General features: G+C 64.4%; 20 protein-coding genes. 14 read left to right on the top strand and 6 right to left on the bottom strand.

The window, feature by feature from the left end; genetic code table 11:
- Nucleotides 1-5: 5 nt before the first annotated feature.
- The 4 genes from PVW27_RS10120 to PVW27_RS10105 all read right to left on the bottom strand — a co-directional run bounded on the left by PVW27_RS10120 (nucleotide 6) and on the right by PVW27_RS10105 (nucleotide 6,020).
- A complete protein-coding gene (locus PVW27_RS10120; protein WP_432762072.1) occupies nucleotides 6-1,070 on the bottom strand; it encodes a 2Fe-2S iron-sulfur cluster-binding protein in 1,065 nt (354 codons plus the stop codon).
- 14 nt (nucleotides 1,071-1,084) lie between these two features.
- On the bottom strand, nucleotides 1,085-2,320 hold the full coding sequence (locus tag PVW27_RS10115) for an aromatic ring-hydroxylating oxygenase subunit alpha (RefSeq protein WP_274557380.1): 1,236 nt from the start codon (nucleotides 2,318-2,320) through the stop codon (nucleotides 1,085-1,087).
- Between the two features lie 70 nt (nucleotides 2,321-2,390).
- A complete protein-coding gene (locus PVW27_RS10110; protein WP_274557378.1) occupies nucleotides 2,391-4,439 on the bottom strand; it encodes an NADH:flavin oxidoreductase in 2,049 nt (682 codons plus the stop codon).
- 381 nt (nucleotides 4,440-4,820) lie between these two features.
- Nucleotides 4,821-6,020, bottom strand: a complete 1,200-nt coding sequence (locus tag PVW27_RS10105; RefSeq protein ID WP_274557376.1) for an amidohydrolase family protein — start codon at nucleotides 6,018-6,020, stop codon at nucleotides 4,821-4,823.
- A 151-nt stretch (nucleotides 6,021-6,171) separates the two neighbouring features.
- On the opposite strand from PVW27_RS10105, the gene PVW27_RS10100 reads away from it, so the two are divergent.
- The 7 genes from PVW27_RS10100 (at nucleotide 6,172) to PVW27_RS10070 (ending at nucleotide 14,204) form a co-directional block, all read left to right on the top strand.
- Entirely contained in the window at nucleotides 6,172-6,981 is an 810-nt protein-coding gene (locus PVW27_RS10100; RefSeq protein WP_274557375.1) for a ferredoxin--NADP reductase, read from the top strand.
- A gap of 103 nt (nucleotides 6,982-7,084) precedes the next feature.
- On the top strand, nucleotides 7,085-7,945 hold the full coding sequence (locus tag PVW27_RS10095; RefSeq protein ID WP_274557374.1) for an FAD binding domain-containing protein: 861 nt from the start codon (nucleotides 7,085-7,087) through the stop codon (nucleotides 7,943-7,945).
- Entirely contained in the window at nucleotides 7,938-10,682 is a 2,745-nt protein-coding gene (locus tag PVW27_RS10090) for a molybdopterin-dependent oxidoreductase (RefSeq protein WP_274557372.1), read from the top strand. The genes PVW27_RS10095 and PVW27_RS10090 overlap by 8 nt, the downstream gene beginning before the upstream one ends.
- A complete protein-coding gene (locus PVW27_RS10085; protein WP_274557370.1) occupies nucleotides 10,675-12,180 on the top strand; it encodes a 6-hydroxynicotinate reductase in 1,506 nt (501 codons plus the stop codon). Before PVW27_RS10090 ends, PVW27_RS10085 begins: the two co-directional genes overlap by 8 nt.
- Nucleotides 12,180-13,046 carry a UPF0280 family protein gene (locus tag PVW27_RS10080; RefSeq protein WP_274557367.1) on the top strand — a complete coding sequence of 289 codons (867 nt, stop codon included), beginning with the start codon at nucleotides 12,180-12,182 and terminating at the stop codon, nucleotides 13,044-13,046. Before PVW27_RS10085 ends, PVW27_RS10080 begins: the two co-directional genes overlap by 1 nt.
- The gene (locus PVW27_RS10075) at nucleotides 13,039-13,623 is read left to right on the top strand and encodes an amino acid synthesis family protein (protein WP_274557365.1); all 585 of its coding nucleotides are present in this window, start codon (nucleotides 13,039-13,041) and stop codon (nucleotides 13,621-13,623) included. Before PVW27_RS10080 ends, PVW27_RS10075 begins: the two co-directional genes overlap by 8 nt.
- The gene (locus PVW27_RS10070) at nucleotides 13,620-14,204 is read left to right on the top strand and encodes an amino acid synthesis family protein (RefSeq protein ID WP_274557363.1); all 585 of its coding nucleotides are present in this window, start codon (nucleotides 13,620-13,622) and stop codon (nucleotides 14,202-14,204) included. The genes PVW27_RS10075 and PVW27_RS10070 overlap by 4 nt, the downstream gene beginning before the upstream one ends.
- A gap of 71 nt (nucleotides 14,205-14,275) precedes the next feature.
- On the opposite strand, the gene PVW27_RS10065 is transcribed toward PVW27_RS10070, so the two are convergent.
- Nucleotides 14,276-14,704: a MarR family winged helix-turn-helix transcriptional regulator gene (locus PVW27_RS10065; protein WP_274557361.1), complete on the bottom strand. Its 429-nt coding sequence runs from the start codon at nucleotides 14,702-14,704 to the stop codon at nucleotides 14,276-14,278.
- A gap of 263 nt (nucleotides 14,705-14,967) precedes the next feature.
- Between PVW27_RS10065 and PVW27_RS10060 the strand changes: the two genes are divergently transcribed.
- From PVW27_RS10060 to PVW27_RS10035, 6 genes are all read left to right on the top strand, one after another.
- Nucleotides 14,968-16,035, top strand: a complete 1,068-nt coding sequence (locus PVW27_RS10060; RefSeq protein ID WP_274557359.1) for an aromatic ring-hydroxylating dioxygenase subunit alpha — start codon at nucleotides 14,968-14,970, stop codon at nucleotides 16,033-16,035.
- A 27-nt stretch (nucleotides 16,036-16,062) separates the two neighbouring features.
- Nucleotides 16,063-17,268, top strand: coding sequence for an ABC transporter substrate-binding protein (locus tag PVW27_RS10055; RefSeq protein ID WP_274557358.1), 1,206 nt, complete (start codon nucleotides 16,063-16,065; stop codon nucleotides 17,266-17,268).
- Nucleotides 17,269-17,415: 147 nt separating this feature from the next.
- Entirely contained in the window at nucleotides 17,416-19,278 is a 1,863-nt protein-coding gene (locus PVW27_RS10050; RefSeq protein ID WP_274557356.1) for an ABC transporter permease, read from the top strand.
- Nucleotides 19,279-19,300: 22 nt separating this feature from the next.
- Complete coding sequence (locus PVW27_RS10045) at nucleotides 19,301-20,080, top strand: ABC transporter ATP-binding protein (protein ID WP_274557354.1); 780 nt, start codon at nucleotides 19,301-19,303, stop codon at nucleotides 20,078-20,080.
- Nucleotides 20,073-20,774 carry an ABC transporter ATP-binding protein gene (locus tag PVW27_RS10040; protein WP_274557352.1) on the top strand — a complete coding sequence of 234 codons (702 nt, stop codon included), beginning with the start codon at nucleotides 20,073-20,075 and terminating at the stop codon, nucleotides 20,772-20,774. The genes PVW27_RS10045 and PVW27_RS10040 overlap by 8 nt, the downstream gene beginning before the upstream one ends.
- 497 nt (nucleotides 20,775-21,271) lie before the next feature.
- Nucleotides 21,272-23,221 carry an ice-binding family protein gene (locus PVW27_RS10035; RefSeq protein ID WP_274557350.1) on the top strand — a complete coding sequence of 650 codons (1,950 nt, stop codon included), beginning with the start codon at nucleotides 21,272-21,274 and terminating at the stop codon, nucleotides 23,219-23,221.
- 345 nt (nucleotides 23,222-23,566) lie between these two features.
- On the opposite strand, the gene PVW27_RS10030 is transcribed toward PVW27_RS10035, so the two are convergent.
- Nucleotides 23,567-24,256 (bottom strand): GntR family transcriptional regulator, encoded by a 690-nt coding sequence (locus tag PVW27_RS10030; RefSeq protein WP_274557349.1) that lies wholly within the window; start codon nucleotides 24,254-24,256, stop codon nucleotides 23,567-23,569.
- 138 nt (nucleotides 24,257-24,394) lie between these two features.
- Between PVW27_RS10030 and dctP the strand changes: the two genes are divergently transcribed.
- Nucleotides 24,395-25,384 carry a TRAP transporter substrate-binding protein DctP gene (gene dctP / locus PVW27_RS10025; protein WP_274557347.1) on the top strand — a complete coding sequence of 330 codons (990 nt, stop codon included), beginning with the start codon at nucleotides 24,395-24,397 and terminating at the stop codon, nucleotides 25,382-25,384.
- Nucleotides 25,385-25,435 lie beyond the last annotated feature (51 nt).

Below are 25,435 nucleotides of genomic sequence, written 5' to 3'. Positions count from 1 at the left end.
CGGCGCTAAGCCTCGACCGTCACCTTGCCGATGGGATGCGAACAGCAGGCCAGGATATAGCCTTCGGCCAAATCATCCTCGCTGATGCCGCCGTTGTGCACCATATGCACCTCGCCCGCGATCTTGCGGATCTTGCAGGTCCCGCAAATCCCGAACTGGCAGCCCGACGGGATGTTCAGCCCCGCCCCCCGCGCCACGTTCAGCACCGTGTCGGCCTGTGAACAGCGCGCCGAAATCCCCGCGCTGGCAAAGATCATCTCGGCCCCCACATCCTCCTGCGGGACCACATCGTCGAACTCGGTCAGTTCCGCCACCGTTTCGGCCGGCGCGTGGAAGCTTTCCTGATGATAGCGGCTCATATCGAACCCCAGCGCGTTCAGCATGTCCCGCACGGCCTGCATGAAACTGTCCGGCCCGCAGCAATAGACATCCCGCTCCAGATAATCCGGTGCCATCAGGCCCAGCATCAACTGGTTGAACCGCCCGCGATAGCCGGTCCAGACCTCATAGGGGTCCTCATGGCTGACCACGAAATGCAGCTTCAACCCCTGCACGCGCCCCGCCATATATTCCAGCTTGCGCCGAAAGATCAGCTCGCTTGGCCGCCGCGCAACTTGGATAAAGGTCATATCCGGGTCCTCGCCCCGCTCGAACAGGGTCGCGGCCATGGACATGACCGGCGTGACGCCTGACCCCGCCGAAATGAACAGGTATTTCCCGTCCGGCTGCGGCGGCAGATGGAACAGACCCGACGGGCCATAAGCCTTGATCCGCATCCCCGGTCTCAGGTTCTCCATCATCCAGCGCCCGGCCACGCTGTCCGGCCCCGGCTTGATCGTGACCGAGACATAGGCATTCACCACCGGACTGCTGGACATCGTATAGGTCCGCTGCACATGGCCACCCGGCAAGGGCAGATCCAGCGTCAAGAACTGCCCCGCGCGATAGACGAAAGTGGCCCCCGACGGCGGGCGGAACACGAAGGTCCGCACACCCGGCGTCTCGGGCACCACGGCCACGCATTCCAGCGGCTCGCTATCCTGCCAGACGGGCGTGTCGGCGCGGGGCATCGGGATCATGCGCCTTACTCCGCTGCCATGCGGGACGGCCCTGTCAGCCGCCGCGCCATCGTATTGGCATACCAGTCGACAAACTGGATCACGCCGCTTTCTTGCCGCACCGAATAAGGCCCCGGCAGATAGGCGGGTGAATTGATGCCCTTCTGGTTCTCCTCAACGATCCGGCGATCCTCGTCATTGGTGTGAATCCACACTTCTGTCAGGCGGTTCAGATCGTAATCGACACCCTCGACCGCGTCCTTGTGCACCAGCCACGTGGTTGTCACCTGCGTCTCGGTCACCGATACAGGGATCAGGCGGAACAACAGCACCTGATCCGACAGGAAATGGTTCCATGTGTTGGGATAATGGAAAAACAGGCACGACCCCGCATTGTCGAACGGCACCTGACCCACGCGCCGCGCCACCGCGGCCTTGCCATCCATCGTATAGCTGACAGCCGCCCCCAGAAACGGGATCCGCACCAGCCGCCACTGATCGTCCGGATCGGCGACATAGCGCGAGGGCAGCCCCGCCGCCTCGCAGCGCTCCACATGCGCCAGACCTGCCGGGGATGAAATGCTGTCATCCGCCCCCACCAGATCGGGGTCGTCGTTGAACGTCCGGCATAGCGACGGATGCGAGCCGGAACAGTGGTAACACTCGCGGTTGTTCTCCATCACCAGCTTCCAGTTGGCGGCTTCCGTGATCGTGCTCTGATGCGCGACCTTCAGCCCGCTCAGATCATGGGGCGTGATATAGCGCGCCATCTGCGCCGCCACGGGCGCGAAATCGGGCGCCTCCTCGGCCAGACAGACAAAGACCATCCCGGCGGCTTCGGCGCAATGCACGCCGCGCAACCCGTGATCCTGCGGCTTGAACTCCGGCCCCATGTCGCGCGCATAAAGCAGCTTTCCATCCAGCTCATAGGTCCATTGGTGATAGGGGCAGACCAGCTTGGGCGCGTTGCCCTTCTCGGCGGCGCAAATCCGGCTGCCCCGGTGACGGCAGGCATTGTGAAACGACCGGATCACCCCATCCGCGCCGCGCACGATGATGATCGCATAGGCCCCGATCTGCAACGAGACATAGGACCCGGTCTTGGGCACCTCGGCCGCCGCAATCGCGAACAGCCAGTCGCGATACCAGATCTTCTCCATATCCGCCGCAAACACCTCCGGGTCGGTATAGAAGGGGCGGGGCAGGGAATGCGCGGGCTTGCGCGCGGCCAGAAGGGATTGAAGTTCGGAATCGTCAAGCATGACTGTGATCCTATGGAGGAGATGGAGGGTTATGGTTGAGTAAATGTAAGTTTTAATCGTCTAGAAGTTGTCAGATATCCTTGACCAGACGCAGCGCATCATAGATCGCCGCATGGGTATTGCGCGCCGCCACTGCATCGCCGATCCGGTAAAGCGTGAATTGCTCCGGCCCCGCCTGCCATGGCTGCGCCCGCCCCGCGATCAGCGCATCCTGATCCATGGCCCCCTTGTTGGCCGATTGCGGTTTCAGATCGAAATAGAGCGCATCCAGCGGCAAGGTGCCGTGGTTGACGACGATCTGATCAAACGCCCGCGTCTCGCGATGCGTGGAATAATCCGTGCCGATCACGGCCTTGAGCTGATTGCCGTCCCGTTGCACCGCCATCAGGCGGTAAGTCACTGTAAACCGGACATCCTTGTCCTGAAGACTGCGCATATAAGGCACCAGATTCATCGCCATTACATCGGGCGCAAAACTGCGGTCCGGGGTCATCACCTCGACATGCGCGCCGCTGGCCGCGATCACTTCGGCAGCTTGCAGGGCCGGATGGTCCCCCGCATCGTCATAGACCAGCACGCGGGTGCCCGGTTTCACATCCCCCGCGATGATATCCCAGCTCGACACCACCAGATCGTTGCCATCCTCCAGCACCTCGGTATGGGGCATCCCGCCCGTGGCGATGATGACGACATCAGGGTTTTGCGCCATGATGTCAGCGGCTTCGGCATAGGTGTTGAAGTGAAACACAACATCGCGCGCCGCGCATTGCGCCATGCGCCAGTCGATGATGCCGATCATCTCGCGCCGCCGGGGCGATTGCGCCGCCAGCCGCAACTGCCCGCCCGCATCGGGGGCCGCTTCGAACACCGTGACCCTGTGCCCGCGCATCGCCGCGATCCGCGCCGCCTCCAGCCCCGCCGGCCCCGCGCCGACGACGACCACATGCTTGCGCTCCGCCGCAGGCGCAATCTGATCGTCATGCGGCATCGTCAACTCGCGCCCTGTCGCCGCGTTATGCGTGCACAGCGCATCCCCTGCCTGATAGATCCGGTCCAGACAGTAATTCGCCCCCACGCAGGGCCGGATATCCTCTTCGCGCCCTTCGATGATCTTGGTCACGATCAGCGGATCGGCCATATGCGCGCGGGTCATCCCCACCATGTCCAACTGCCCCGAGGCTACAGCATGCCGCGCCGTCGCCACATCGGGAATGCGCGCAGCATGAAAGGTGGGCAGCCCCACCTCGGCCCGGATACGGCCCGCGAAATCCAGATGCGGCGCGGACCGCATCCCCTGCACCGGGATCACATCGGTCAGGGCCGCATCGGTATGGATCTGCCCCTTGATGACATTCAGGAAATCCACCCCTTCCGCCTTGAACATATGGCCGATGGCGATGCCCTCTTCAGCGGAGATGCCGCCCTCCGCCGCCTCATCCGCGGCATAGCGCATCCCCAGCAGGAACCCATTGCCCACCCGCTTGCGACAAGCGCGATACACCTCCAGCGCAAACCGCGCCCGGTTCTCCAGCCCGCCCCCCCAAGGCGCATCCAGCGCATTGGTCAGCGGCGACATGAACTGATCCATCAGATGGCCGTAGCATTCGAACTCGACCCCATCCAAACCCGCCGCCTGCATCCGTTCCGCCGCATCAGCGTAATCCTGAATGATGCGGTCAATCTCGTGATCCTCCAGCACCTTGGGAAAGGCCCGGTGCGCGGGCTCGCGGAACGGGCCGGGGGCCACGACGGGCAGCCAGTCACCCTTGGCCCAATGGGTGCGCCGCCCCAGATGCGTCAGCTGGATCATCACCGCGCAACCATGCCCATGGCAGGCATCGGCAATGGCGCGCATCCATGGCACCACCTCGTCCTTATAGGCCAGCACGTTGTTGAACACCGGAGGCGAGTTGCGCGACACCGCCGCCGATCCCGCCGTCATGGTCAGCGCCACCCCCGCCCGCGCCCGCGCCTCGTGATAGGCGCGGTAACGCTCCTTGGGCATCCCGTCCTCAGGATAGGCCGGTTCGTGACTGGTGGTCATGATCCGGTTCTTCAGGGTCAGATGGCCCAGCCGATAAGGTTGCAGCAGCGGGTCTTTTGTGGCGGTCTGGGTCATCTTGGGCTCCGGCAGGGACAAGGGATCGCACCGCACAGAACGCGCGGCGCAGGGCTGATCCTGACCGATGCCCCGCCGGGCATCCCGGTCAAAAGCGACAGGAGTGTCGGATTTTTCGACGAATGTGTCGCCAAATGTGGCCTTGCCCGTGTCACGATGGTCTGTCCCCGTTCTGCATGGGGTCAGAGTAGCGCAGTCGCGACAGCCAGCAGTCCCCGAAAACGACGCTCCGCTCGGGTCCCGCGAAGCGGGCCGTGTTTGACGAGCGCCGCCGCGCGGACACAAGCCACAGACCGCAGACCCGTGACGACGGTGGCGATTGCGTATGTGTGAATCGATGAAGCGGGGCAGGGGTGCAAAGGCACTGGCCTGCCAGCAGCCTCAGCCCTTGACGATTACCGGAATCCGCCCCGCAGGCGGCGTATTGCGGCTGCGCTGGCTGGTCACACGCCCGTCGATGATGGTCATGCCGACACCGGGCAGGTTGCCCAGCTGAATCGATTCAAGGATCGTCTTGCCCGGTGCATGCTGCGCCTGATCCATCAGCACGAAATCGGCGCACAATCCGACCTCGATCATCCCCGTATCCAGTTCGCGCATCCGCGTGGTGTTGCCGGTGCCAAAGCAGAAGGCCACCTCGGCGGGCACATTCCCAAGGCTCGACAGCATCGCCACCATCCGCAGGATGCCCAAGGGCTGCACCCCTGAACCGGCCGGGCCATCCGTGCCCAGAATCACCTGATCCAGCTTGCCCAGTTCCCGCGTGGTGTTCAGCGTCAGCAGGGCCGCGCGCTCGTTGCCGTTATGCACGATCTCCAGCCCCGCCTTGCAGCCTTCGCACAGACAGATGATCTGATCATCGGGCAGGGCGGAATGGCCACCATTGATATGGCCCACCACATCCGTGCCCGTCTCCAACACCATGTCGGCGTCGATCAGCCCCGATCCGGGGATTGACGGCCCGCCTGTGTGGATCGTGCTCTGGATGCCGTATTTGCGCGCCCAATCCACCATCTGCCGCGCGGTCTTGCCATCCTTGACAGTGCCAAGCCCGACCTCGCCCAGCAGCTTGACACCCGCCTTGGCCAGATCGGCGAAATCCTCCTCGACCATGCCATGTTCGATCACGGGGGCACCGGCATGAACCTTGACGCCAGAGGGGCGGAAATTCTCGTACCAGCGCTGCGAGGCGATCGCCATCGCCTTCAGCCCCACGATATCCTTGGGCCGCCCCGGCATATGCACCTCACCGGCCGAAATCAGCGTGGTCACCCCGCCATGCAGGGTCGAGTCGATCCAGTGCAACTGCTGCTGGCGTGGGGTGTAGTCGCCCACGACCGGATGCACATGGCTGTCGATCAGGCCGGGGCACAGCGTGGTGCCATGCGCGTCGATCAGCGTGTCGGCCCCTTCCGTATCCATGTCCTTCTCCCGCCCCCAGGCGGTGATCTTGCCGCCCACCGCGATCAGGCAATCGGCGTCATGGATCGGCGCCTCGATCTTGCCCGACAGCATCAATCCGATGTTGCGGATCACCAGCTTATGGGTGGCATCAAGCGTCTGTTGGGCGGCGTCGGCCATGGGATCACTCCTTTGATTTGTTAGAACGCTAACAGAAATGTTGCACGGATCAAGAGGGGAGGTCGCCCCGGCTCGCATCAAAACCGTTGACAGGTAATTTGTTTGCATACTAACAAATATGGAAACGTGATTCAGTCTATGAGGAAAGCGCATGTCCCTGACCGAAGCCCTGCCAAGCCAGACCTTCCCCACGCCCGAGGGCATGTTCGCCGAAACCGTGACCCAGGTGCAGCACTACACCGACCGCCTCTTCCGCTTCCGCATCACCCGCCCCGCCGCCTTTCGCTTCCGCTCGGGTGAATTCGTGATGATCGGCCTGCCCAATGCGGCCAAGCCGGTGATGCGCGCCTATTCCATCGCCTCGCCCGCTTGGGACGACCAGATCGAGTTCTACTCGATCAAGGTGCCCGGCGGCCCGCTGACCGAACATCTGCAAAAGATCAAGGTGGGCGACACCGTTCTGATGAAGAAGAAACCCACCGGCACGCTGGTGCTGGATGCGCTTCTGCCCGGAAAGCGGCTTTACATGTTCGCCACCGGCACCGGAATTGCCCCCTTCGCCAGCCTGATCCGCGACCCCGAGACTTACGAGAAATTCGAACAGGTCATTCTCTGCCACACCTGCCGCGATGTGGCGGAACTGACCTACGGCCATGACCTTGTCCGCGATCTGCGCGCCGACCCTCTGGTGGGCGAGATGGCCGGGGGCCTCATCCACTACGCCACCACCACCCGCGAACCCTCGGCCCTGATGGGGCGGCAGACCGACCTCATGGCCTCGGGCCGCATGTTCACCGATCTGGGCCTGCCCCCCATCGACCCCGCCACCGACCGCGGCATGATCTGCGGCTCGATGGAAATGCTGCGCGACACCAAAGCCGCGCTCGAAGGCTTTGGTCTGGTGGAAGGCGCGAACAACAACCCGGCAACCTTCGTGGTGGAACGCGCTTTCGTCGGCTGATCGTCACAATTGATTTGACAGCTGGGCAGGTGCCGATTTCTTATTCGTGTGCAAACAATATCAGACACCGCAGACAAAAGCGGGTCACAACGGGGAAGCTGCGATGGGATATCTTGTTGCCGCATCATTGTCCGAGGCGCTGGAGGCGCTGGGCAAGGGGAATGCCGCCGTGGTCGCGGGCGGGACAGACTGGTTCCCCGCCCAGGGCATACGGCCGCTCAAGGGCGATCTGGTCGATATCACCCGCGTGCCGGGCCTGCGAGGCATCACCCATGACAGCACCGGCTGGCGCATCGGCGGCGCGACCACATGGACCGATGTGATCCGCGCCGACCTGCCGCCCGCCTTCGACGGGCTGAAAGCCGCCGCGCGCGAGGTCGGCTCGATCCAGATCCAGAACGCGGGCACCATCGCAGGCAATCTGTGTAACGCATCCCCCGCCGCCGATGGCGTGCCGCCGCTGCTGACTTTGGGCGCGGTTGTGGAGCTCGTCTCGACCCACGGCACCCGTCGCATGCCGCTTTCGACCTTCCTCAAGGGCCCGCGCCAGACCGCCCGCATGCCCGGCGAGGTGCTGACGGCCCTGCTGCTGCCTGACCTGCCGGCGTCGGCGCAGGGGGCCTTCCTCAAACTTGGCGCGCGGCACTATCTGGTGATCTCCATCGCCATGGTCGCGGCGCTCGTCACCGTCGAAGACGGCCGGATCGCGCAGGCAGCGCTTGCGGTCGGCTCCTGCTCGGCCACGGCCCAACGCCTGCCCGCGCTTGAGGCGGAACTGACAGGCCGCAACGCCGCCGAAATCCTTGCCGCAGGCCCCGCCCTCATCACCGACGCGCATCTGGCCCCGCTCTCGCCCATCGCCGATGTGCGCGGCAGCGCCGAATACCGGACCGAAGCCGCCGCCACCCTCTGCGCCCGCGCGCTTGCGCAGGCACTCACCCAAGGGAAGCCGTCCAATGGATAAGCACAGCGCACAGACCATCACCGCCTTCCATCTGAACGGCACCGTGGTCGAGGTCGAACCCGCCCCCGGAGAGCGCCTCTCCCACGCCCTGCGCGAGCGTCTGGGCGCGCGCGACGTCAAGATCGGCTGCAACGCGGGCGATTGCGGCGCCTGCACCGTGCTGGTCGATGGCGCGCCGGTCTGCGCCTGCCTCATGCCCGTGCAACAGGCCGCAGGGCGGCAGGTCGAAACGCTGGCCGGTCTGGTCAGGACCGATCCCCATGCCGCCCGGCTCAAGGACAGCTTTCAGGCGCATCAGGCCGCGCAATGCGGCATCTGCACGCCGGGCATGATGGTCTCCGCCGTCGCACTCCTGCGCGACACGGCCACGCCCGACGCCACGCAGGTGCAGGACGCGCTGGGCGGCGTGCTCTGCCGCTGCACCGGCTATCGCAAGATCATCGACGCCGTGGTGGGGGCAGGGGCCACGCAGCCGCAGGAAGGCTCGGGCGATGTCGGCACCACCATCCGCCGCCTTGATGGCCTGCCCAAGGTCACAGGGGCCGAGGCATTCGGCGATGATGTCGCCCCTGCAGGCGCACTGGTCCTGCGCGTGATCCGCGCGCCCCATGCCCATGCGGGCTTCACCCTTGGCGATCTGGACGCCTGGCGCGCCGCAAACCCCGGCATCCACGCGATCCTGACCGCCGCTGACGTGCCCGGCCTCAATGCCTTCGGCGTGATCCCCGGCTTCATCGACCAGCCGGTCTTTGCCGTCGATCATATCCGCTTCCGGGGAGAGGCCATCGCTGCCGTCGTCGGAGACGCCGCGACCATGGCGCGGCTGGACCTCGACACCTTCCCCGTCACATGGGATGTCCGCCCCGCCCTGATGGAGGTGGACGCCGCGCTGGCCGCCGATGCCCCGCAACTCCACCCCGGCCGCGCGCAGAACATCATGTGCGGTGGTCATGTCGCCTGCGGTGACGCGGATGCCGCCCTGTCCCGCGCCGATGTCACGGTCGAAGGCCGCTTCACCACAGCCTTCGTCGAACATGCCTATATCGAACCCGAGGCCGGCTTCGCCGAAATGGATGGCAACCGCGTCGTGGTTCATGCCTGCACACAGGCGCCTGTCATGGATCAGGACGCGCTGATGCAGATCCTCGCCCTGCCGCGCGACCGCATCCGCATCGTGCCCACGGCGGTGGGCGGCGGCTTCGGCTCCAAGATCGACGTATCGTTGCAACCGTTTCTGGCCTTGGCCGCGATGAAAACGGGCCGCGCCGTGCGCATGACCTATGAACGCACCGAATCCATGCAATCCACCACCAAACGCCACCCGGCGCAGATCACGATGCGGATCGGGGCCCGCGCCGATGGCCGCCTCTCGGGCATGACCTTTGACGGGGATTTCAACACGGGGGCCTATGCCTCCTGGGGCCCGACTGTCGCGAACCGCGTGCCGGTCCATGCCTCGGGGCCTTACCGGGTGTCCGACTACCGCGCTTCCTCCCGCGCGGTGAACACCCATTGTGTGCCCGCCGGAGCCTTCCGTGGCTTCGGCGTGCCGCAATCGGCCATTGCACAGGAAAGCCTGTTCGACGAACTGGCTGCCAAGCTGGGCATGGACGCGCTCGACTTCCGCATCCTCAACGCGCTGGACAACGGCGTGCCCACGGTCTGCGGACAGGTCTTTGCCCAGGGCGTCGGCGTCAAGCCCTGCCTCGAGGCCCTGCGCCCCGCATGGAAGGCCGCGCAGGCCGACTGTGCTGCCTTCAACGCGACCAATGCCACGATGAAACGCGGTGTCGGTCTGGCGGCGGGCTGGTATGGCTGCGGCAATACCTCGATGCCCAACCCCTCCACGATCCGCGCGGGGCTGCGCGCCGACGGCACGGTCGTCCTGCACCAAGGAGCGATGGATATCGGGCAGGGCTCCAATACCGTGATCCCGCAGATCTTCGCCCGCGCCTTTGGTGTGCCTGTCCAGCAGATCGCGCTGATCGGGGCCGATACCGACCTCACCCCGGACGCAGGCAAGACCTCGGCCAGCCGTCAGACCTTCGTGACCGGCAACGCCGCCCGTCTCGCGGGCGAGGCGCTGCGGGCCGCCGTGCTCTTGCAAGTCAATGCCAGCCCCGAGGCGACCATCACCCTCACCCCCGGTGGCCTCACCGTCACCGATGGCGCACAGCACTTCACCCTCGATCTGGCGCGGCTGACCCCCAACCCCGCAGGTTATGTGCTTGAGGTGAATGAAACCTACGATCCCCCCACCAAACCGCTGGACAGGAACGGGCAGGGCGAACCCTATGCCCAATACGGCTATGCCGCGCATCTGGTGGTGGTCGAGGTCGATACCGCCCTTGGCCGTGTCCGCCCGCTGCATTTCACCGCCGCCCATGACGTGGGTCAGGCCATCAACCCGCTGCTGGTCGAAGGTCAGGTGCAGGGCGGCATCGCCCAGGGCATGGGCATGGCCCTGATGGAGGAATATATCCCCCACCGGACCGAAAACCTGCATGACTACCTGATACCCACCATCGGCGACGTGCCCCCCATCGACACGCTCATTGTCGAGGTGCCCGATGCCCATGGCCCCTACGGCGCGAAAGGGTTGGGCGAACACGTCCTGATCCCCACCGCGCCCGCGATCCTCAATGCCATCAAACACGCCACCGGCGCGCGGATCACCCAAGTGCCCGCCACCCCCGCCCGCGTGCGCGCTGCCCTCAAGGAGGCTGGACATGCCTGACGACAACGCCCCCCTGACCGAGGCCGCATCCGAGAAGATCCGCTGCGATGCCTGTCCCGTCATGTGCTACATCGCCGATGGCAATACCGGCGCCTGCGACCGCTATGCCAATCACGGCGGCGAACTGGTGCGCCTTGATCCCCTGACCGTCATTCAGGGCGGCGCGCAGGCCGTGGCCTTTCTTGACCAGGGCGAAAATGCGCAGGACTGGGATGGCGACGTGATCCAGGGCAACCGCACCTTCGTCACCGCCGTGGGCGCGGGCACGACATATCCCGACTACAAACCCGCCCCCTTCATCGTCTCCCAGCAGGTCGAAGGCGTGGACATGGTCACAGTCGTGACCGAGGGCATCTTCTCCTATTGCGGGGTCAAGGTGAAGATCGACACCGACCGCCATATCGGCCACGAACGCGCCATCGTCCGCGTGGATGGTGAAGCGATCGGCCATGTCATGACCGCCGAATACGGCTCCAAGATGCTGTCCCTGGGCGGGGTCGAACACCTGACGGGCGGGTCCAAGAAGGAAGGCCGCGTCACCTGCGACGCGCTCATGCGCCTGTGCAACCGCGAAGCGGTAGAGATGCAGATCGACGAAGGCGTCACCATCGTGGTGCAGGCCGGTCAGGCCCCCATCATCAACGGCGTGCCGGAAAAGCTGATGCGCGTCGGCTGCGGCTCGGCCACCATCGGCATGTTCGCCAAGCAATGGCACGGCCATGTCGACGAGGTCGTCGTCGTCGATGACCACATCACCGGCGTCCTGAGCGAGCATGAGGCCGGCAAGGGCCTCGACATGCGCCCCTCCGGCATCAAGGTGAAGGGCCGCAAATCCACGCCGGGCCGTTACTTTCAGGTCGCCGATCCCGGCACCGGCTGGGGCGGCACCAATGTCGAAGACCCGCTGACCATCCTGAAACCCGCCGATCCCAAGGTCGCTTGGCCGGGCCTGCGGCTTCTGATGATCTCGACCACCGGCGAGCAATGGGCCTATTACATCCTTGATGATAACCTGATCCCGCAACCGGCTGATATCACGCCTTCCCTGCTGGCCACCGCCGAACGGATCGCGGAAAACTGCGAACCCTCGCTCTGTTCGGTGCTGTTCATGGGCGGCGCGGGCGGCAGCTTGCGTGCAGGCGTCACGGAAAACCCCGTGCGCCTGACCCGCTCGGTCAAGGACGCGCTGACTTACGTCTCCTGCGGCGGGGCCGAGGCTTATGTCTGGCCCGGCGGCGGCATCACCGTCATGGCCGATGTGATGGACATGCCCACCAATTCCTTCGGCTACGTCCCCACGCCAGCACTGGTCGCCCCCATCGAATTCACCCTGCGTCTGGCCGATTACGCGGCGCTGGGCGGCCATGTGGATCATGTCAAACCGGTCGAGGACGTGCTGACCCCCGCCATCCGCAAGGTGCTGCCGAATATCAGCCAGCCCGACCCGCATGACCCGCAGAACTACCGCTGGCGGCCCGACCGCAAGGGACGGCGCTGATGGGGCCACAAGCCGCCCTGCTGCCGGATGGTCGGTTGCACCTGCACCACGGCCCCATTGATCTGGTGATCATGGCCGAGGGGCAGGGCGAGGCGACCCGCACGGCCTATCGCGCCGCCCGCGACCGTTTCGCCACCGTGCTGGCGGAACTCGTCCCCGAACTGCCTCTGTTGCGCAGCCCTCTGGGGGCCGCCCCGCAGGGGCGGATCGCCCGCCGGATGCACCACGCCTGCACCAGCGTGGCGCAGGGCGATTTCATCACGCCCATGGCCGCGGTCGCAGGATCGGTCGCCGATACGGTGCTGGCCGCGATGCTGGCCGCAACCCCGCTCACCCGCGCCCATGTGAACAATGGCGGCGACATCGCCCTGCATCTGGCCCCCGGCGCAACCACCCGCGCCGCCATCGCCGGGCTGGACGGCCAGATCTCGGGGCATATCACCCTCCACGCAGGTGACGGGATCGGCGGCATCGCCACCTCGGGGCAGGGCGGGCGCAGCCTCAGCCTCGGCATCGCCTCATCGGTCACCGTGCTCGCCCCCAATGCCGCCACCGCCGACGCCGCCGCCACGCTCATCGCCAACGCGGTCGATCTGCCGGACCACCCCGCCATTACCCGCCAGCCGGCCCGCGACCTTCACCCCGACAGCGATCTGGGCCAGCGGCTTGTCGTCACCCATGTCGGCCCGCTATCGGCAGATGACATCCGCACCGCGCTGTCACAGGGGGCTGCCCGCGCCCAACGGCTGATCGACGCAGGCACCATTGCCGCCGCCGCGCTGGTCCTGCAAGGTCAGGGCCTCATGGTCGGAACATTCACAGACAGGGCCACGGCCCAAACGGAAAGGAGCCTCGAACATGCCTGAGGTCGAGATACGCAAATTCGCCAGCGTCGTGGAGGAGGTCTTCCACGAAGGCGGCCCCCGCGCCACCACCCCCCTGCGCCGCGCCGCCGTGATCGCGGTGATCAAAAACCCCTTCGCGGGTTCCTACGTCGCGGATATCCAGCCCTTCATGGAAGACCTCAAACCCCTTGGCTTGACCATGGCGAACCGTCTGGTGGACCTGCTGGGCGGTGATCCGTCAGTGGTCGAGGGCTATGGCAAAGGCGCCATCGTAGGGGCTGCGGGCGAGCTGGAACACGGCGCGCTTTGGCATGCGCCGGGCGGCTACGCCATGCGCGAGGTGCTGGGCGATGCCATGGCCATCGTGCCCTCCACCAAGAAAGTGGGCGGCGTCGGCACGCGGCTCGATGTGCCCATTACCCATATCAACGCCTCTTACGTCCGCAGCCATTTCGACGCGATGGAACTGGGCCTGAACGACGCGCCGCGCGCCGATGAAATGGCGCTCATGCTGGTGATGACCACCGGGCCGCGCGTCCATAACCGCGCGGGCGGGCTGGCCGCCGACCAGATCACCGGAAAGGACGGGCTGAGATGAGCGCCGATATCCGCAAACTCGCCGTCTGGGTCGAGGAGACGCATGCCGAAATGGGCAAAGCCATCAGCCCCGCCACCCGCAAGGCCGTGGCCGTGGCGGTGATCGCAAACCCCTTTGCCGGGCGCTATGCCGAGGACCTGTCCGAACTGATCGAGATCGGCGCGGAACTGGGCGGCCTTCTGGGCGCGCGCTGCGTGGCCGCGCTGGGCATCGCACCCGCACAGGCGCAAAGCTATGGCAAGGCCGCGATGGTCGGCGAGGGCGGAGAGCTGGAACATGCCGCCGCCATCCTGCACCCCAAACTGGGCGCACCGTTGCGTGCGGCCGTGGAAAAAGGCGCGGCCCTCGTGCCCTCGTCCAAGAAGATGGGCGGGCCGGGGCAGGTGCTGGACGTGCCGCTGGGCCACAAGGACGCGGCATACGTCCGCAGCCATTTCGACGGCATCGAAGTGCGCCTGAACGATGCGCCCCGCGCGGGCGAGATCATGGTCGCCGTTGCCGTCACGGATTCGGGCCGTCCCCTGCCGCGCGTCGGCGGGCTGACCCATGCCGAGGCCGAGGGCAAGGACGGGCTGCGCTGATCCTGCGGCAACCGTTGGATTTTGAGTATTTATGGCAAGATGAACGGAGGCGCGGGGAAAACCTGCGCCTCTTACAATTTGTCCAGCAGCTCCAGCAGGCGCTCCAGCTCGCGCCGGGTCAGGTTCTGCGCCGTGGCCGCCGAAATCTCGGACGCGGTCATCACCGCCTGTTCGCCAAAGGCCCGCCCCTCGGCGGTCAACGAGATTTCCAGCCGCCGCATGTCGCTGGTACTTTTGGTGCGCCGCACGAAACCCTTGGCGCGTAGACGGTCCACCACGCCCTTGGTCGTGGCCGCATCCATCCCCACCAGACGGCCCAGCTGGTTCTGCGAAATCGTGTCTTCTTCCAGCAGCTTGGCCAGCACGGCGAATTGCGTGGGCGTCACATCGGGCATCATCCGGGCAAAGACCTCAAGATGCTTCTGGTTGGCCAGGCGCAGCTTGAAGCCGATCTGCTCTTCCAGCCGGTAAACCGGCAGGTCGCGATTCTCGATGTCCATCCGTCGTCTTTCCTGCGGTGCAGCCCCGGTCCGGCCTCTGGTCCGTCACGGGTCCGCCCATGTTCCGGGCACCAGTGTTTCACGAAAGGCGGCCGGGGTCCATTTCCTGTTTTGGTCTGAAAAATTGTTTGACAGCTAACAAGTTTTTGGGGCCGTATGGACGTAAGGTCAAGTCCCGTGTTGATCGGTCGCAGGATCGCGACACGTCACATGGCCCCCACAGACCGCCCTGCGCAAGGGTGGCACAACAGGAGGGTGAGACGATGTCTTTCGTCAGAAATGCCTGGTATGTCGCTGGTTGGTCTCATGATTTCGGCGCCGATATGCGCGCCCTGACCATTGTCGATGAAACGCTCGTGATCTTTCGCGCCAGCGATGGTGCGCTGGTCGCGCTGGAGGATCGCTGCCCGCACCGTCAGCTTCCGCTCTCCAAGGGCAAGCGCATCGGCGACACCATCCAGTGCGGCTATCACGGCATGACCTTCGACCGCACCGGGGCCTGTGTCCGGGTGCCGGGGCAGGACAACCTTCCCGCCAGCGCCTATGTGGAGGCCTACCGCGTCGAGGAACGCCACGGCATCGTCTGGGTCTGGATGGGCGATCCCGACCGCGCCGATCCCGGGCAGATCTTCGACATGCCGGAATTCAGTGACCCGGCCTGGCATGTCCATCACGGCGACGCGCTGCACCTGAGGGCCAATTACCTCAACGTGGCCGAAAACCTTGTCGATCCGGCCCATGTCAGCTTCGTGCATCCCACGACGCTTGGCAGCTCCGCCTCGGAAAACGTGCCCGTCCATGTCAGCACGCGGGGCAAATCCATCGTCGCATGGCGCTGGATCAGGGACGCGCCGCCCGTCGGGTTCTTCCAGAAATTCGGCGGCTTCACCGGCAATGTGGACCGCTGGCACTACTACCACCTGCATCTGCCCAGCACCGCCGTCATCGATTTCGGCAGCGCCGACGCGGCCCTCAACCTGCCCGAGGAGGACCGCCAGAAGGGCGTGCGGATCTTCGCGCTGCACTTCGTGACCCCCGTGACCGCCGACTACACCATCGACCACTGGATGCATATCCGCAACGCGGCGGTGGGCGATGATGCGGCCTCGGATCAGATGGACGCGATGTTCCGCGTGGCCTTCGCCGAGGACAAGGAGATCCTCGAAGCCATCCATCTGGAGGAACAACGTCCCCAAAAACGCAAACCCATCCGCATTGCCATAGACAAAGGGCCGAACGTATACCGTAAAAGGATACGCGACCTGATCGAAGCCGAGGCGACCGAAGACCTCGGGGAACCTGTAAGCCCAACCTTTGTCCAGCACGACTGAGGACACCCAACAGCAGAGGATACCCCCATGCATCGCAAGACGTTTCTGAAAGGACTGGCAGGCGCCGCCGCCCTTGCCGTGGCAGGTCTGCCCGCTTTTGCGCAAGACACGATCAAGATCGGAGAGATCAACCATTACAAGCGCATGGCCGCCTTCGCCGAACCCTACAAGATGGGAATCGAACTGGCGCTGGAAGAGGTGAACGCCGCGGGCGGCGTGCTGGGCAAGCCGCTTGAATTCATCTTCCGCGACGATCAGGGCGAACCCGGCGAGGCGATCAAGATCGCCGAGGAACTGATGACCCGGGACGGCGCGGTGATGCTGACCGGCACCATCCTGAGCAATGTGGGCCTCGCGATTTCCTCGCTCGCGGCGGAAAAGAAATACCTCTATCTCGCCTCCGAGCCTCTGGCGGATTCCATCGTCTGGGCCAGCGGCAATGACTATACGTTCCGCCTGCGCACCTCGACCTATATGCAGGCCGCGATGCTGGCCGAAGCGGCGGCGCAATCCGATGCCGTCCGCTATGCGACCATCGCGCCCAACTATGCCTATGGCAAGGAAGCGGTCGAAGCCTTCAAGAAAGTGCTGACCACGCTGAAACCCGATGTCGAATTCGTCACCGAACAATGGCCCGCGCTCTTCAAGATCGATGCCGGAGCCGAGGTGCAGGCGCTGGAACGCTCCAAGCCCGATGCCATCTTCAACGTGACCTTCGGCACCGATCTGGCGAAATTCGTCCGCGAAGGCACCACGCGCGGCGTGTTCGACGGGCGCACGGTCTACGGAATGCTGACGGGCGAGCCGGAATATCTCGACCCGCTGGCCGATGAGGCCCCCGAAGGCTGGATCGTCACCGGATACCCTTGGTATGACGTGACCGATGACGCGAACAAGGCTTTCGTCGATGCCTATCAGGCGCGCTTCAACGACTACCCGCGCATCGGCTCGCTGGTGGGCTACATGACCGTGCTCTCCATTCAGGCCGCTCTCGAAAAGGCCGGCAGCACCGAGACCGAGGCGCTGAAAGCCGCCTTCAAGGGGCTGGAACTGGATACACCCGTGGGGCCGATCACCTACCGCGCGATCGACCATCAGGCCACGATGGGGGCCTTCGTCGGCACCACCGCGCTCAAGGATGGCAAGGGCGTGATGGTGGACTGGACCTACAAGGACGGGGCCGATTACCTGCCCACGGACGAGGAAGTGGCCAAGATGCGCCCAGCCAACTAAGGCGCGCCCCCCTCGCGGATCGGCCGGGGCGACGCTGTCGCCCCCGCCATCCCCCGGATCCTTGGGGCCTGTCGTCAACAGATCTGCCGCCCCCGCGGCAGGCATGGCGCAGCGCCGTGATCTTCCCTCCATCAGCGGGACCGTTTCATGGGTTTCTTCATCGCACAGCTTTTGACGGGGCTTGCCAATGCGGGCGCGCTCTTCATGGTCGCCTCGGGCCTGTCGCTGATCTTCGGCGTGACGCGGATCGTCAACTTCGCTCACGGCTCCTTCTACATGCTGGGCGCCTATGTCGGTTATTCGCTGATGCAGGTCCTGCCGGGGATGGTCGGATTCTGGACCTCGATCCTGCTGGCGGGCGTGATTGTCGGCCTGATCGGTGTGATCGTGGAAATCTGCGTCCTGCGCCCGGTCTATCGCGCGCCGGAACTGTTCCAGCTTGTCGCGACCTTCGGGGTCATTCTTGTCATTCAGGACCTCACCCTGATGATCTGGGGGGCCGAGGACAAGCTGGGCCCGCGCGCCCCCGGCCTGACCGGCGTTGTGCGGATCATGGGCGAGCCGATCCCGAAATACGACCTCGCCCTTCTGGCGATCACTCCCTTTGTGGCTTTGGCGCTGTGGTATCTGATCACCCGCACCCGCGTCGGCGTGCTGGTCCGCGCGGCCACGCAAGACCGCGAGATGGTGGGCGCGCTGGGCGTCAACCAGTCATGGCTGTTCACGGGTGTGTTCTTTCTGGGTTGCGCGCTGGCCGGTCTGGGCGGCGCGCTGCAACTGCCCAAGGGCGGGGCTGACCTGCTGATGGATTTCAACATCCTCACCGCCGTCTTCGTGGTCGTGGTGATCGGCGGCATGGGATCGCTGCCCGGTGCCTATCTGGCGGCAGTGCTGATCTCGGTGCTGGGCGTCTTTGGGGTCACCTACATGCCGCAAAGCACGCTCGTGCTGATGTTCGTCATCATGGTGCTGGTGCTGATGGTCCGCCCCTACGGCCTTTTCGGCCGCCCCGAAGTGGCGGGCGAACACGGACAGGTCGGAGAGCCGGAACGCCCGATCAAGCCCGCGGGCGCGCAGGTGCGCATGATCGTGGCGGCGGGTCTGGCCTTGCTGGGGCTGATGCCGCTCTATGGGTCCAGCTTCGCGCTGGTGCTGACGACCGATATCCTGATCTTCTGCCTCTTCGCCGCCAGCCTGCATTTCATTCTGGGGCTGGGCGGACTGGTCAGTTTCGGTCATGCCGCCTTCTTCGGCGGCGGGGCCTATGTCGCGGCCCTTCTGGTCACCTACGCGGACACCCCGATGGAACTGGCCATGCTGCTGGCCCCCTTGGGCGCAGGCATGGCCGCGATCATCATCGGCTGGGTCTGCCTGCGGCTGACGGGTGTCTATTTCGCCATGCTCACACTGGCCTTCTCGCAACTCCTGTGGTCGCTGGTGTTCCAATGGGGCGAGGTGACGCGCGGGGATGACGGTCTGGTCAATATCTGGCCCTCCGCATGGGCCTCGGGCACCACGGTCTATTTCTACCTCAGCCTCGTGATCTGCGTGGGGGGCATCCTCTTCCTGCGCCACGCCGCCCATGCGCCCTTCGGCTATGCCCTGCGCGCCGCGCGCGACAGCGCCCGGCAGGCCGAGGCGACAGGCATCAACACCAAACGTGTGCAATGGGCGGCCTTCGCATTGGCGGGCGCGATGGCGGGTCTCGCGGGCGGGTTGTTCGTCTTTTCCAAGGGCAGCGTCTTTCCCAACGAGTTGGAAATCGCCCGCAGCTTTGACGCGCTGATCGTGGTCTTCCTGGGCGGCGTCAAGACGCTGGCCGGGGGCGTCGTGGGCGGCGTCGCGCTGGAAGGCGTCAAGGATGTGCTGACGCGCTTCGAATACTGGCGCCTTGCGCTGGGTGTGCTCATCATCGTCGTGGTGATCCTCGCCCCGGACGGGCTGGTGGGCACCGCGCGCAAACTGGCCGAACGCACCGGCCTGCTGCGCACCCCCGAGGACAGCAAATGACCCGCAGACCGGAGGCATATTCATGACGATCGTTCTGGAAACCAAGGGCCTGTCCAAATCCTTCGGCGCGATCAAGGCCGTCTCGGATGTGTCCTTCGTCCTGCACAAGGCCGAGTTGCTGGCCATGATCGGCCCCAATGGCGCAGGCAAATCCACCTGCTTCAACATGCTGATGGGCCAGCTCAAACCCAGCGCGGGCACCGTCTGGCTGAACGGTCAGAACCTCGCGGGCCTCGGCCCCCGCCAGATTTGGCGCATGGGCGTGGGCCGCACCTTCCAGATCACCGGCACCTACGCCTCGATGACCGTGGCCGAGAACGTGCAGATGGCCCTCATCTCGCATCACGGCCGCGTCTTCTCGATCCTGCCCTATGCCCACCGCCTCTACCGCGACCGCGCGCTCGACCTGCTCGCCCTCGTCGGCATGGCCGATCAGGCCGACCGCCACTGCGCCGTTCTGGCCTATGGCGATCTCAAGCGGCTGGAACTGGCCATCGCGCTGGCGCATGAACCCAGCCTGCTCCTGATGGACGAACCCACCGCCGGCATGGCCCCGCGCGAACGCATCGCCCTCATGCAACTGACCGCCGACATCGTGCGCGACCGCGGCGTCAGTGTCCTCTTCACCGAACATGACATGGACGTCGTCTTCGCCCATGCCCACCGCGTCATGGTGCTGAACCGCGGCCAGCTCATCGCCGACGGCACGGTCGAGCAGATCCGCACCGATCCCCGCGTCCAGGAGGTCTATCTAGGCGGCGGCACCCTCTTCAATCCCGCCGAGGAGAGCGCAGATGCTTGAAATCGCCGCCGTCAACAGCTTCTACGGCAAGGCCCATGTCCTCAGCGACCTCAGCTTCACCGTCGCACGCGGGCAGGTGGCCGCCCTTCTGGGCCGCAACGGCGCGGGCAAATCCACCACGATGAAATCCATCATGCAGCTTGTCGTCCCCCGCAGCGGCGCGATCCGCTTCATGGGCCATGACCTCGTTGGCCTGCCGCCGCATCGCGTCGCCAAGCTCGGCCTCGGCTACGTCCCCGAGGACCGGCGCATCTTCACCGATCTCACCGTGCTGGAGAACCTCGAAGTCGGCCGCCAGCCCCCGCGCGACGGCACCGTCACATGGACCCATGAGATGCTCTTCGAACTCTTCCCCAACCTTGCCGAGCGCCGCCACAACCGGGGCAAGGAAATGTCGGGGGGCGAGCAGCAGATGCTCACCATCGCCCGCACCCTGATGGGCAATCCCAGCTTCGTCCTGCTGGACGAGCCCAGCGAGGGCATCGCCCCCGTCATCGTCGAACAGATGGCCCGCGTAATCCTGCAACTGAAATCCGAGGGCCTGACCGTGCTTCTGTCCGAACAGAACCTCCACTTCGCCCGCGCCGTGGCCGATGTCGCGGTCATCATCGAAGGCGGCGCGCAGAAATTCCACGGCACCCTGGCCGAACTGAACGCCCACCCCGAAATCCGCGACGCCTATCTGTCCGTGTAAAACCGGCCGCAGCCCGGCAGGTTGGCCCCACCCCGTCGCGATGGGGGGGCGACTGATGCGCTTGCGCCAAAGCCTGCCAAGCATAGGGCGAGGCGGCCATTGACCGGCAACTCCAAAGCCGCTGAAATCGTGACATGTGAATAGCTGAAATGTTGTTCCGTCAGCCAAAGTCGACACTGTCGGCTCGTGTTGCGCCCGTGTGGCTGGAAACGCTTCTTCAGGATATCCGCCCGTCCCACACCACGCGGAGGCGGCGCAGCAATCAAGTGGCCACCCGCAGAAGAGATTTAAAAGACACTTAGAATAATTCTTTATCGTGGGGCTTAGTTTGGCCGCATGCGCAACCCCATGTCGTTCACACGCGGATATGCGCAACCTCACTGAAAGATCACGATATGTCCAAGCGATATGCTCGGCCCATCTCCAAGAACACCACTCCCCTCAAAGCAAACACCGGACCGAAGGAAGCGAGGAAATTCAGCGCGACGCGTTTTGTCATGGGGGCAACACTTGGCGCAATGCCCCTGATGATGGTGCAGACCGGCCCCGCCGCCGCGCAGGATTTGACCAGCTTTGCGATCATCTCTGGCGCGACACTGACCAATACCGGTCCGACGACCATTGTCGGGAACATCGCCCTCAGCCCTGGAACGTCCTATACCGGTTCGGCAAGCGTGACGCAGACTGGCGAGGTCTTCGTGGCCGACGCCGTTGCTGCACGCCAGCAAGACAGGCTGACCACCCTTTATAACTTTCTTGCCGGTCGCTCGACCTCGTCAGGGGGCAACCTGACGGGACAGAACCTCGGCAGCAGGACCTTGACCCCAGGCATCTACAACTTCGACACATCGGCATTTATTGCGGCAGGTGAAACCCTGACGCTGGACGCAGGCGGTGATCCCAATGCGGTGTTCATCTTCAATATCGGATCGACATTGACCGCAGAAGCAGGCGCGGGGGTGGTGCTGATCAATGATGCCCAAGGTGGCAATGTCTTCTACCGCGTCGGCAGCTCTGCCACACTGCATACCACGTCCCAAATGCAAGGTCAGATCGTGGCGCTGACAAGTATAACGATGAACACGGGCGCGTCCCTTGAGTGTGGTTCTGCCTATGCCCGCAATGGATCGGTGACGCTGGATACCAACACGATCCAGATCTGCACACTTGCTGCGCAAGGCTTTGGTGTTGTTGCTGTCGATCCGTTGCTAAGCGCCAACCAGAAAGCCATTGCCGGAGCCTTGTCTGATTTTGTGATCAATGGCGGTGTGCTTCCCATCGAGTTCGCCATTCTCGCCGCGACGCAGTCGCCGACCGAACTGGCATCAAGCCTTTCGCAACTTTCAGGTGAGGTGGCCACAGGTGTGGCCCCCATGGGACTGCAAGCCATGGATGCCTTTCTGGATACTGCCCTGAGGTCTGGTCGCACCGGATTTATCAAGATGACGCCTGCGACAGAACTGGATGCCCCAATTGGCTTGGTTGGCAACGATGAGGCCTATGCCGGAAAATATGGCGGCAGCAAGTATGACACGGCGCGGTTGGCCTCGCGCGGCGATGCGGCGTCCGAGGGGATGGCCTTGTCATTTGCGGCAGCACAGCCCATGGAAACGCGGCCTTGGGATATCTGGGCCGCGGGCTATGGCTCACGCAATACGACGGACGGCGATGCCGGGCGCGGTTATCACGACCGAAGTTCAGACAATCGCGGTTTGGCCGCAGGTCTGAATTATGCGTTCAATGCCGCTACCGACGTCGGGGTTGCTGTCTCGTGGAATGAAGCGGATTTCTCACTCGTCGGTGGGTTCGGATCCGGGACCAGCGATACGGTGTTTGTGGCCCTGCGCGGGCGGACCGTGTCTGAACGCGGGTATATCCAAGGGGCTTTGGCCTTTGGTCAAAGCGATATCACCACCAACCGCACTCTGACCATCGCCGGGACGGATCGGCTTGCCGGAGAGACCTCCGCCCAGACAATGGCAGCCCATGTCGAAGCTGGCTATCACATGGGGATGTTCACGCCGTTCGCCGGTTTGCGGGCGAAATCCATCACCACAGATGCCTATTCCGAGACGGCAACCTCCGGCACGGCCAGCTTTGCAATGGATTTTGATCGAAACACCACGACTTCGCTGCGCACTGAACTTGGCGTTGCGATGCAGTGGCCGGCAGAGGGTATGCAGGGAGCACGTCCAACCTTTGGATTGCGCGCCGCCTGGGCGCATGAACTGGCCTCCAACGATGGCGGGCGGGCCTCCTATCAAATCATTCCCGGCCTCAGCATCCCCGTCTCTGGCGCCACGCGCGACCGCGACAGCCTTTTACTTGCGGCAAATGCGGGTTGGTCTGCGATGAATGGTCTCTATCTCGATGCCGGCCTGAACGCAGAATATTCCGCAAACACGCAGGACTACGGCGGATCGCTGACAGTGAGCTATCGCTGGTAGGCGCGTTTCAGAGCGCGACCCTTCAGGCGGATCATCTCCGGAGTGGCAGGGACATCGGCTTTGCCCCCGGAAGATCCGGCAGACCCGGCAGGCTCTTTCCCTGCCGCGAAGGGCTGGTCATTTCGCTTCTGTTCAAAGCGCGCAAGGGTGCCATGGGCCGAATGCTGCATTCAACACAAGCGGCGTCACGGCCCGCCCTGTTTCTGGCGGCGCCCAACCGGGGCGGGTGCGTTGCGCATCTGTGCGCCCTGATCACCCGAAATCGTTAATTTTTCCTGAACGCGGTCACGCAACCCATTGAAAACATTGGGCTGAAAAAATGTCCCACGATGGGACATCCCCGGATTACCCCCGCATGGCGACAAGGTGCGGGTTGGCCCGCAGGTTGGATTGCTTATAGCTGGCCATCAGGTCGTTGAACTTGCCCCCCTGCACCGCGACGTGGTCGCGCAGGGTCGTCTCGGCGGCGGCGCTGTCGCCCGTCTCCAGCGCGGTCAGGATCTGGCGATGCTCGGTCAGCGACTGGATCATCCGCCCCCGCACCCGCAGCTGCATCCGCCGGAAGGGTTGCAGCCGCTTGTGCAGCCGCCGCGCCTCGCCGGCCAGAAAATCATTGCCTGAGGCGGTATAGATCAGCATGTGGAAATGCTCGTTCTCGCGGTAGTAGCCGTCAGTATCCCCCGCCTCCACCGCCGCTTCGCAGGCGATCACGGTGGCGCGGACCTGGGCCAGCACTTCGGGTGTGACCCGCCGCGCGGCCAGACGGCCGCAGACGGCCTCCAGCTCGGCCATGACCTCGAACATCTCGATCATCTCGTGAAAGGCAGGGTGGCGCACAAAGGCCCCGCGCCGCGGCAGGAGTTCGACCAGACCGGACGCCGCAAGCATCTGGAACGCCTCGCGCAAGGGGGTGCGGCTGACGTGGAAACGGTCCGCCAGCCGGTTCTCGTCCAGCCGCTCGCCATCGGCGAATTCGCCGGTCACGATCATCTGCTCCAGTGCTTCGCGCACGTTATCGGCCATACGGGTGTTCATGTGGGCCACAGTATCCCGCGGCCTGATATTGGGCAATCGAATTCTTGTATACAAAACGTTTGACATTGGATGCACGTCCGCGCAGGATCGGAACGATTGCGGGAGGGAGCCCGCAGCGCATCCATCTGGGAGGATACCATGACCATCAGAACTTTCGCCGCTGCTGCGGCTCTTGCCGTTTTCGGAATGGGCGTGACGGCGGCCAATGCCACCGAATTGCGTCTGTCGCATCAGTGGTCGACCGGCGATGTGCGCCACAAGGTTGCCGAGATGATCGCCACCGACGTCGCCGCCGCAGGCGTCGATCTGGACATCAAGATCTTTCCGTCCGAGTCGCTTCTGAAGGCGCGTGAGCAGTATAATCCGCTGTCGCGCGGGCAGATCGACATGATCGTCTATCCGCTGTCCTATTCGGGCGGGCAGCGCCCGGAATACAACCTGACCCTGATGCCGGGTCTGGTGAAGAACCACGACCATGCGGCGCGGCTGAACGAGAGCCCCTTCATGGAAGAGATCGAGAAGATCCTGGCCGAAGATGACATCATGGTGCTGGTCCATGGTTACCTGGCGGGTGGTTTTGCCAGCGTCGGCGAGTGCATCACCCGGCCCGAGCATGTGAACGGGCTGAGCACACGCGCGGCGGGCAAATCCTTTGAAGAGATGCTGGCAGCGGCCGGGGCCTCGATCTCGTCCATGGCGTCGTCCGAGATCTATAACGGGATGCAGACCGGTGTTCTTCAGGCGGTGAACACTTCGTCCTCGTCCTTTGCCTCGTTCCGTCTGCAGGAGCAGGTCAAGTGCTATACCCCGGCGGGCGATGTCGCGCTGTGGTTCATGTATCAGCCGGTGTTGATGAACAAGTCCACCTTCGACGGGCTTGAGGACGCGCAGAAAGAAGCGCTGCTGGCGGCGGCCGAGAAGGCGGAAGCCTGGTATCTGGAGGAAGCCAAGGCCGAGGACGCGGCATCCGTCGAGGTGTTCAAGGCGGCCGGTGTCGAGATTGCCGAGATGACTCAGGACGATTTCAACGCCTGGCTGGAACTGGCGAAAACCAGCTCCTACAAGTCCTTCGTTGACAGCGTGCCGAACGGTCAGGCGTTGCTGGACATGGCCCTTTCGGTCGAGTGATCCGGCAGCTTTGAGACCATGACGGGCCGGGCAGTCCTGCGATTGCCCGGC

Origin of the sequence: Seohaeicola sp. 4SK31 (genome assembly GCF_028802875.1) — a bacterium.
Lineage (GTDB): Bacteria > Pseudomonadota > Alphaproteobacteria > Rhodobacterales > Rhodobacteraceae > Seohaeicola.
Note: the sequence above shows the minus strand (reverse complement) of the source record. Positions and strands in the feature narration are given on the sequence as shown.

Bases quoted from the DNA above. Each gene is read 5' to 3' on its own strand.
- PVW27_RS10075 (WP_274557365.1), top strand. From the start codon at position 13,039: ATGCCTGAGGTCGAGATACGCAAATTCGCCAGCGTCGTGGAGGAGGTC.
- PVW27_RS10040 (WP_274557352.1), top strand. From the start codon at position 20,073: ATGCTTGAAATCGCCGCCGTCAACAGCTTCTACGGCAAGGCCCATGTC.
- PVW27_RS10115 (WP_274557380.1), bottom strand. From the start codon at position 2,320: ATGCTTGACGATTCCGAACTTCAATCCCTTCTGGCCGCGCGCAAGCCC.
- PVW27_RS10045 (WP_274557354.1), top strand. From the start codon at position 19,301: ATGACGATCGTTCTGGAAACCAAGGGCCTGTCCAAATCCTTCGGCGCG.
- PVW27_RS10100 (WP_274557375.1), top strand. From the start codon at position 6,172: ATGTCCCTGACCGAAGCCCTGCCAAGCCAGACCTTCCCCACGCCCGAG.
- PVW27_RS10035 (WP_274557350.1), top strand. From the start codon at position 21,272: ATGGGGGCAACACTTGGCGCAATGCCCCTGATGATGGTGCAGACCGGC.
- PVW27_RS10065 (WP_274557361.1), bottom strand. From the start codon at position 14,704: ATGGACATCGAGAATCGCGACCTGCCGGTTTACCGGCTGGAAGAGCAG.
- PVW27_RS10120 (WP_432762072.1), bottom strand. From the start codon at position 1,070: ATGCCCCGCGCCGACACGCCCGTCTGGCAGGATAGCGAGCCGCTGGAA.
- PVW27_RS10055 (WP_274557358.1), top strand. From the start codon at position 16,063: ATGCATCGCAAGACGTTTCTGAAAGGACTGGCAGGCGCCGCCGCCCTT.
- PVW27_RS10080 (WP_274557367.1), top strand. From the start codon at position 12,180: ATGGGGCCACAAGCCGCCCTGCTGCCGGATGGTCGGTTGCACCTGCAC.
- PVW27_RS10085 (WP_274557370.1), top strand. From the start codon at position 10,675: ATGCCTGACGACAACGCCCCCCTGACCGAGGCCGCATCCGAGAAGATC.
- PVW27_RS10105 (WP_274557376.1), bottom strand. From the start codon at position 6,020: ATGGCCGACGCCGCCCAACAGACGCTTGATGCCACCCATAAGCTGGTG.
- PVW27_RS10060 (WP_274557359.1), top strand. From the start codon at position 14,968: ATGTCTTTCGTCAGAAATGCCTGGTATGTCGCTGGTTGGTCTCATGAT.
- PVW27_RS10030 (WP_274557349.1), bottom strand. From the start codon at position 24,256: ATGAACACCCGTATGGCCGATAACGTGCGCGAAGCACTGGAGCAGATG.
- PVW27_RS10050 (WP_274557356.1), top strand. From the start codon at position 17,416: ATGGGTTTCTTCATCGCACAGCTTTTGACGGGGCTTGCCAATGCGGGC.
- dctP (WP_274557347.1), top strand. From the start codon at position 24,395: ATGACCATCAGAACTTTCGCCGCTGCTGCGGCTCTTGCCGTTTTCGGA.
- PVW27_RS10090 (WP_274557372.1), top strand. From the start codon at position 7,938: ATGGATAAGCACAGCGCACAGACCATCACCGCCTTCCATCTGAACGGC.
- PVW27_RS10110 (WP_274557378.1), bottom strand. From the start codon at position 4,439: ATGACCCAGACCGCCACAAAAGACCCGCTGCTGCAACCTTATCGGCTG.
- PVW27_RS10095 (WP_274557374.1), top strand. From the start codon at position 7,085: ATGGGATATCTTGTTGCCGCATCATTGTCCGAGGCGCTGGAGGCGCTG.
- PVW27_RS10070 (WP_274557363.1), top strand. From the start codon at position 13,620: ATGAGCGCCGATATCCGCAAACTCGCCGTCTGGGTCGAGGAGACGCAT.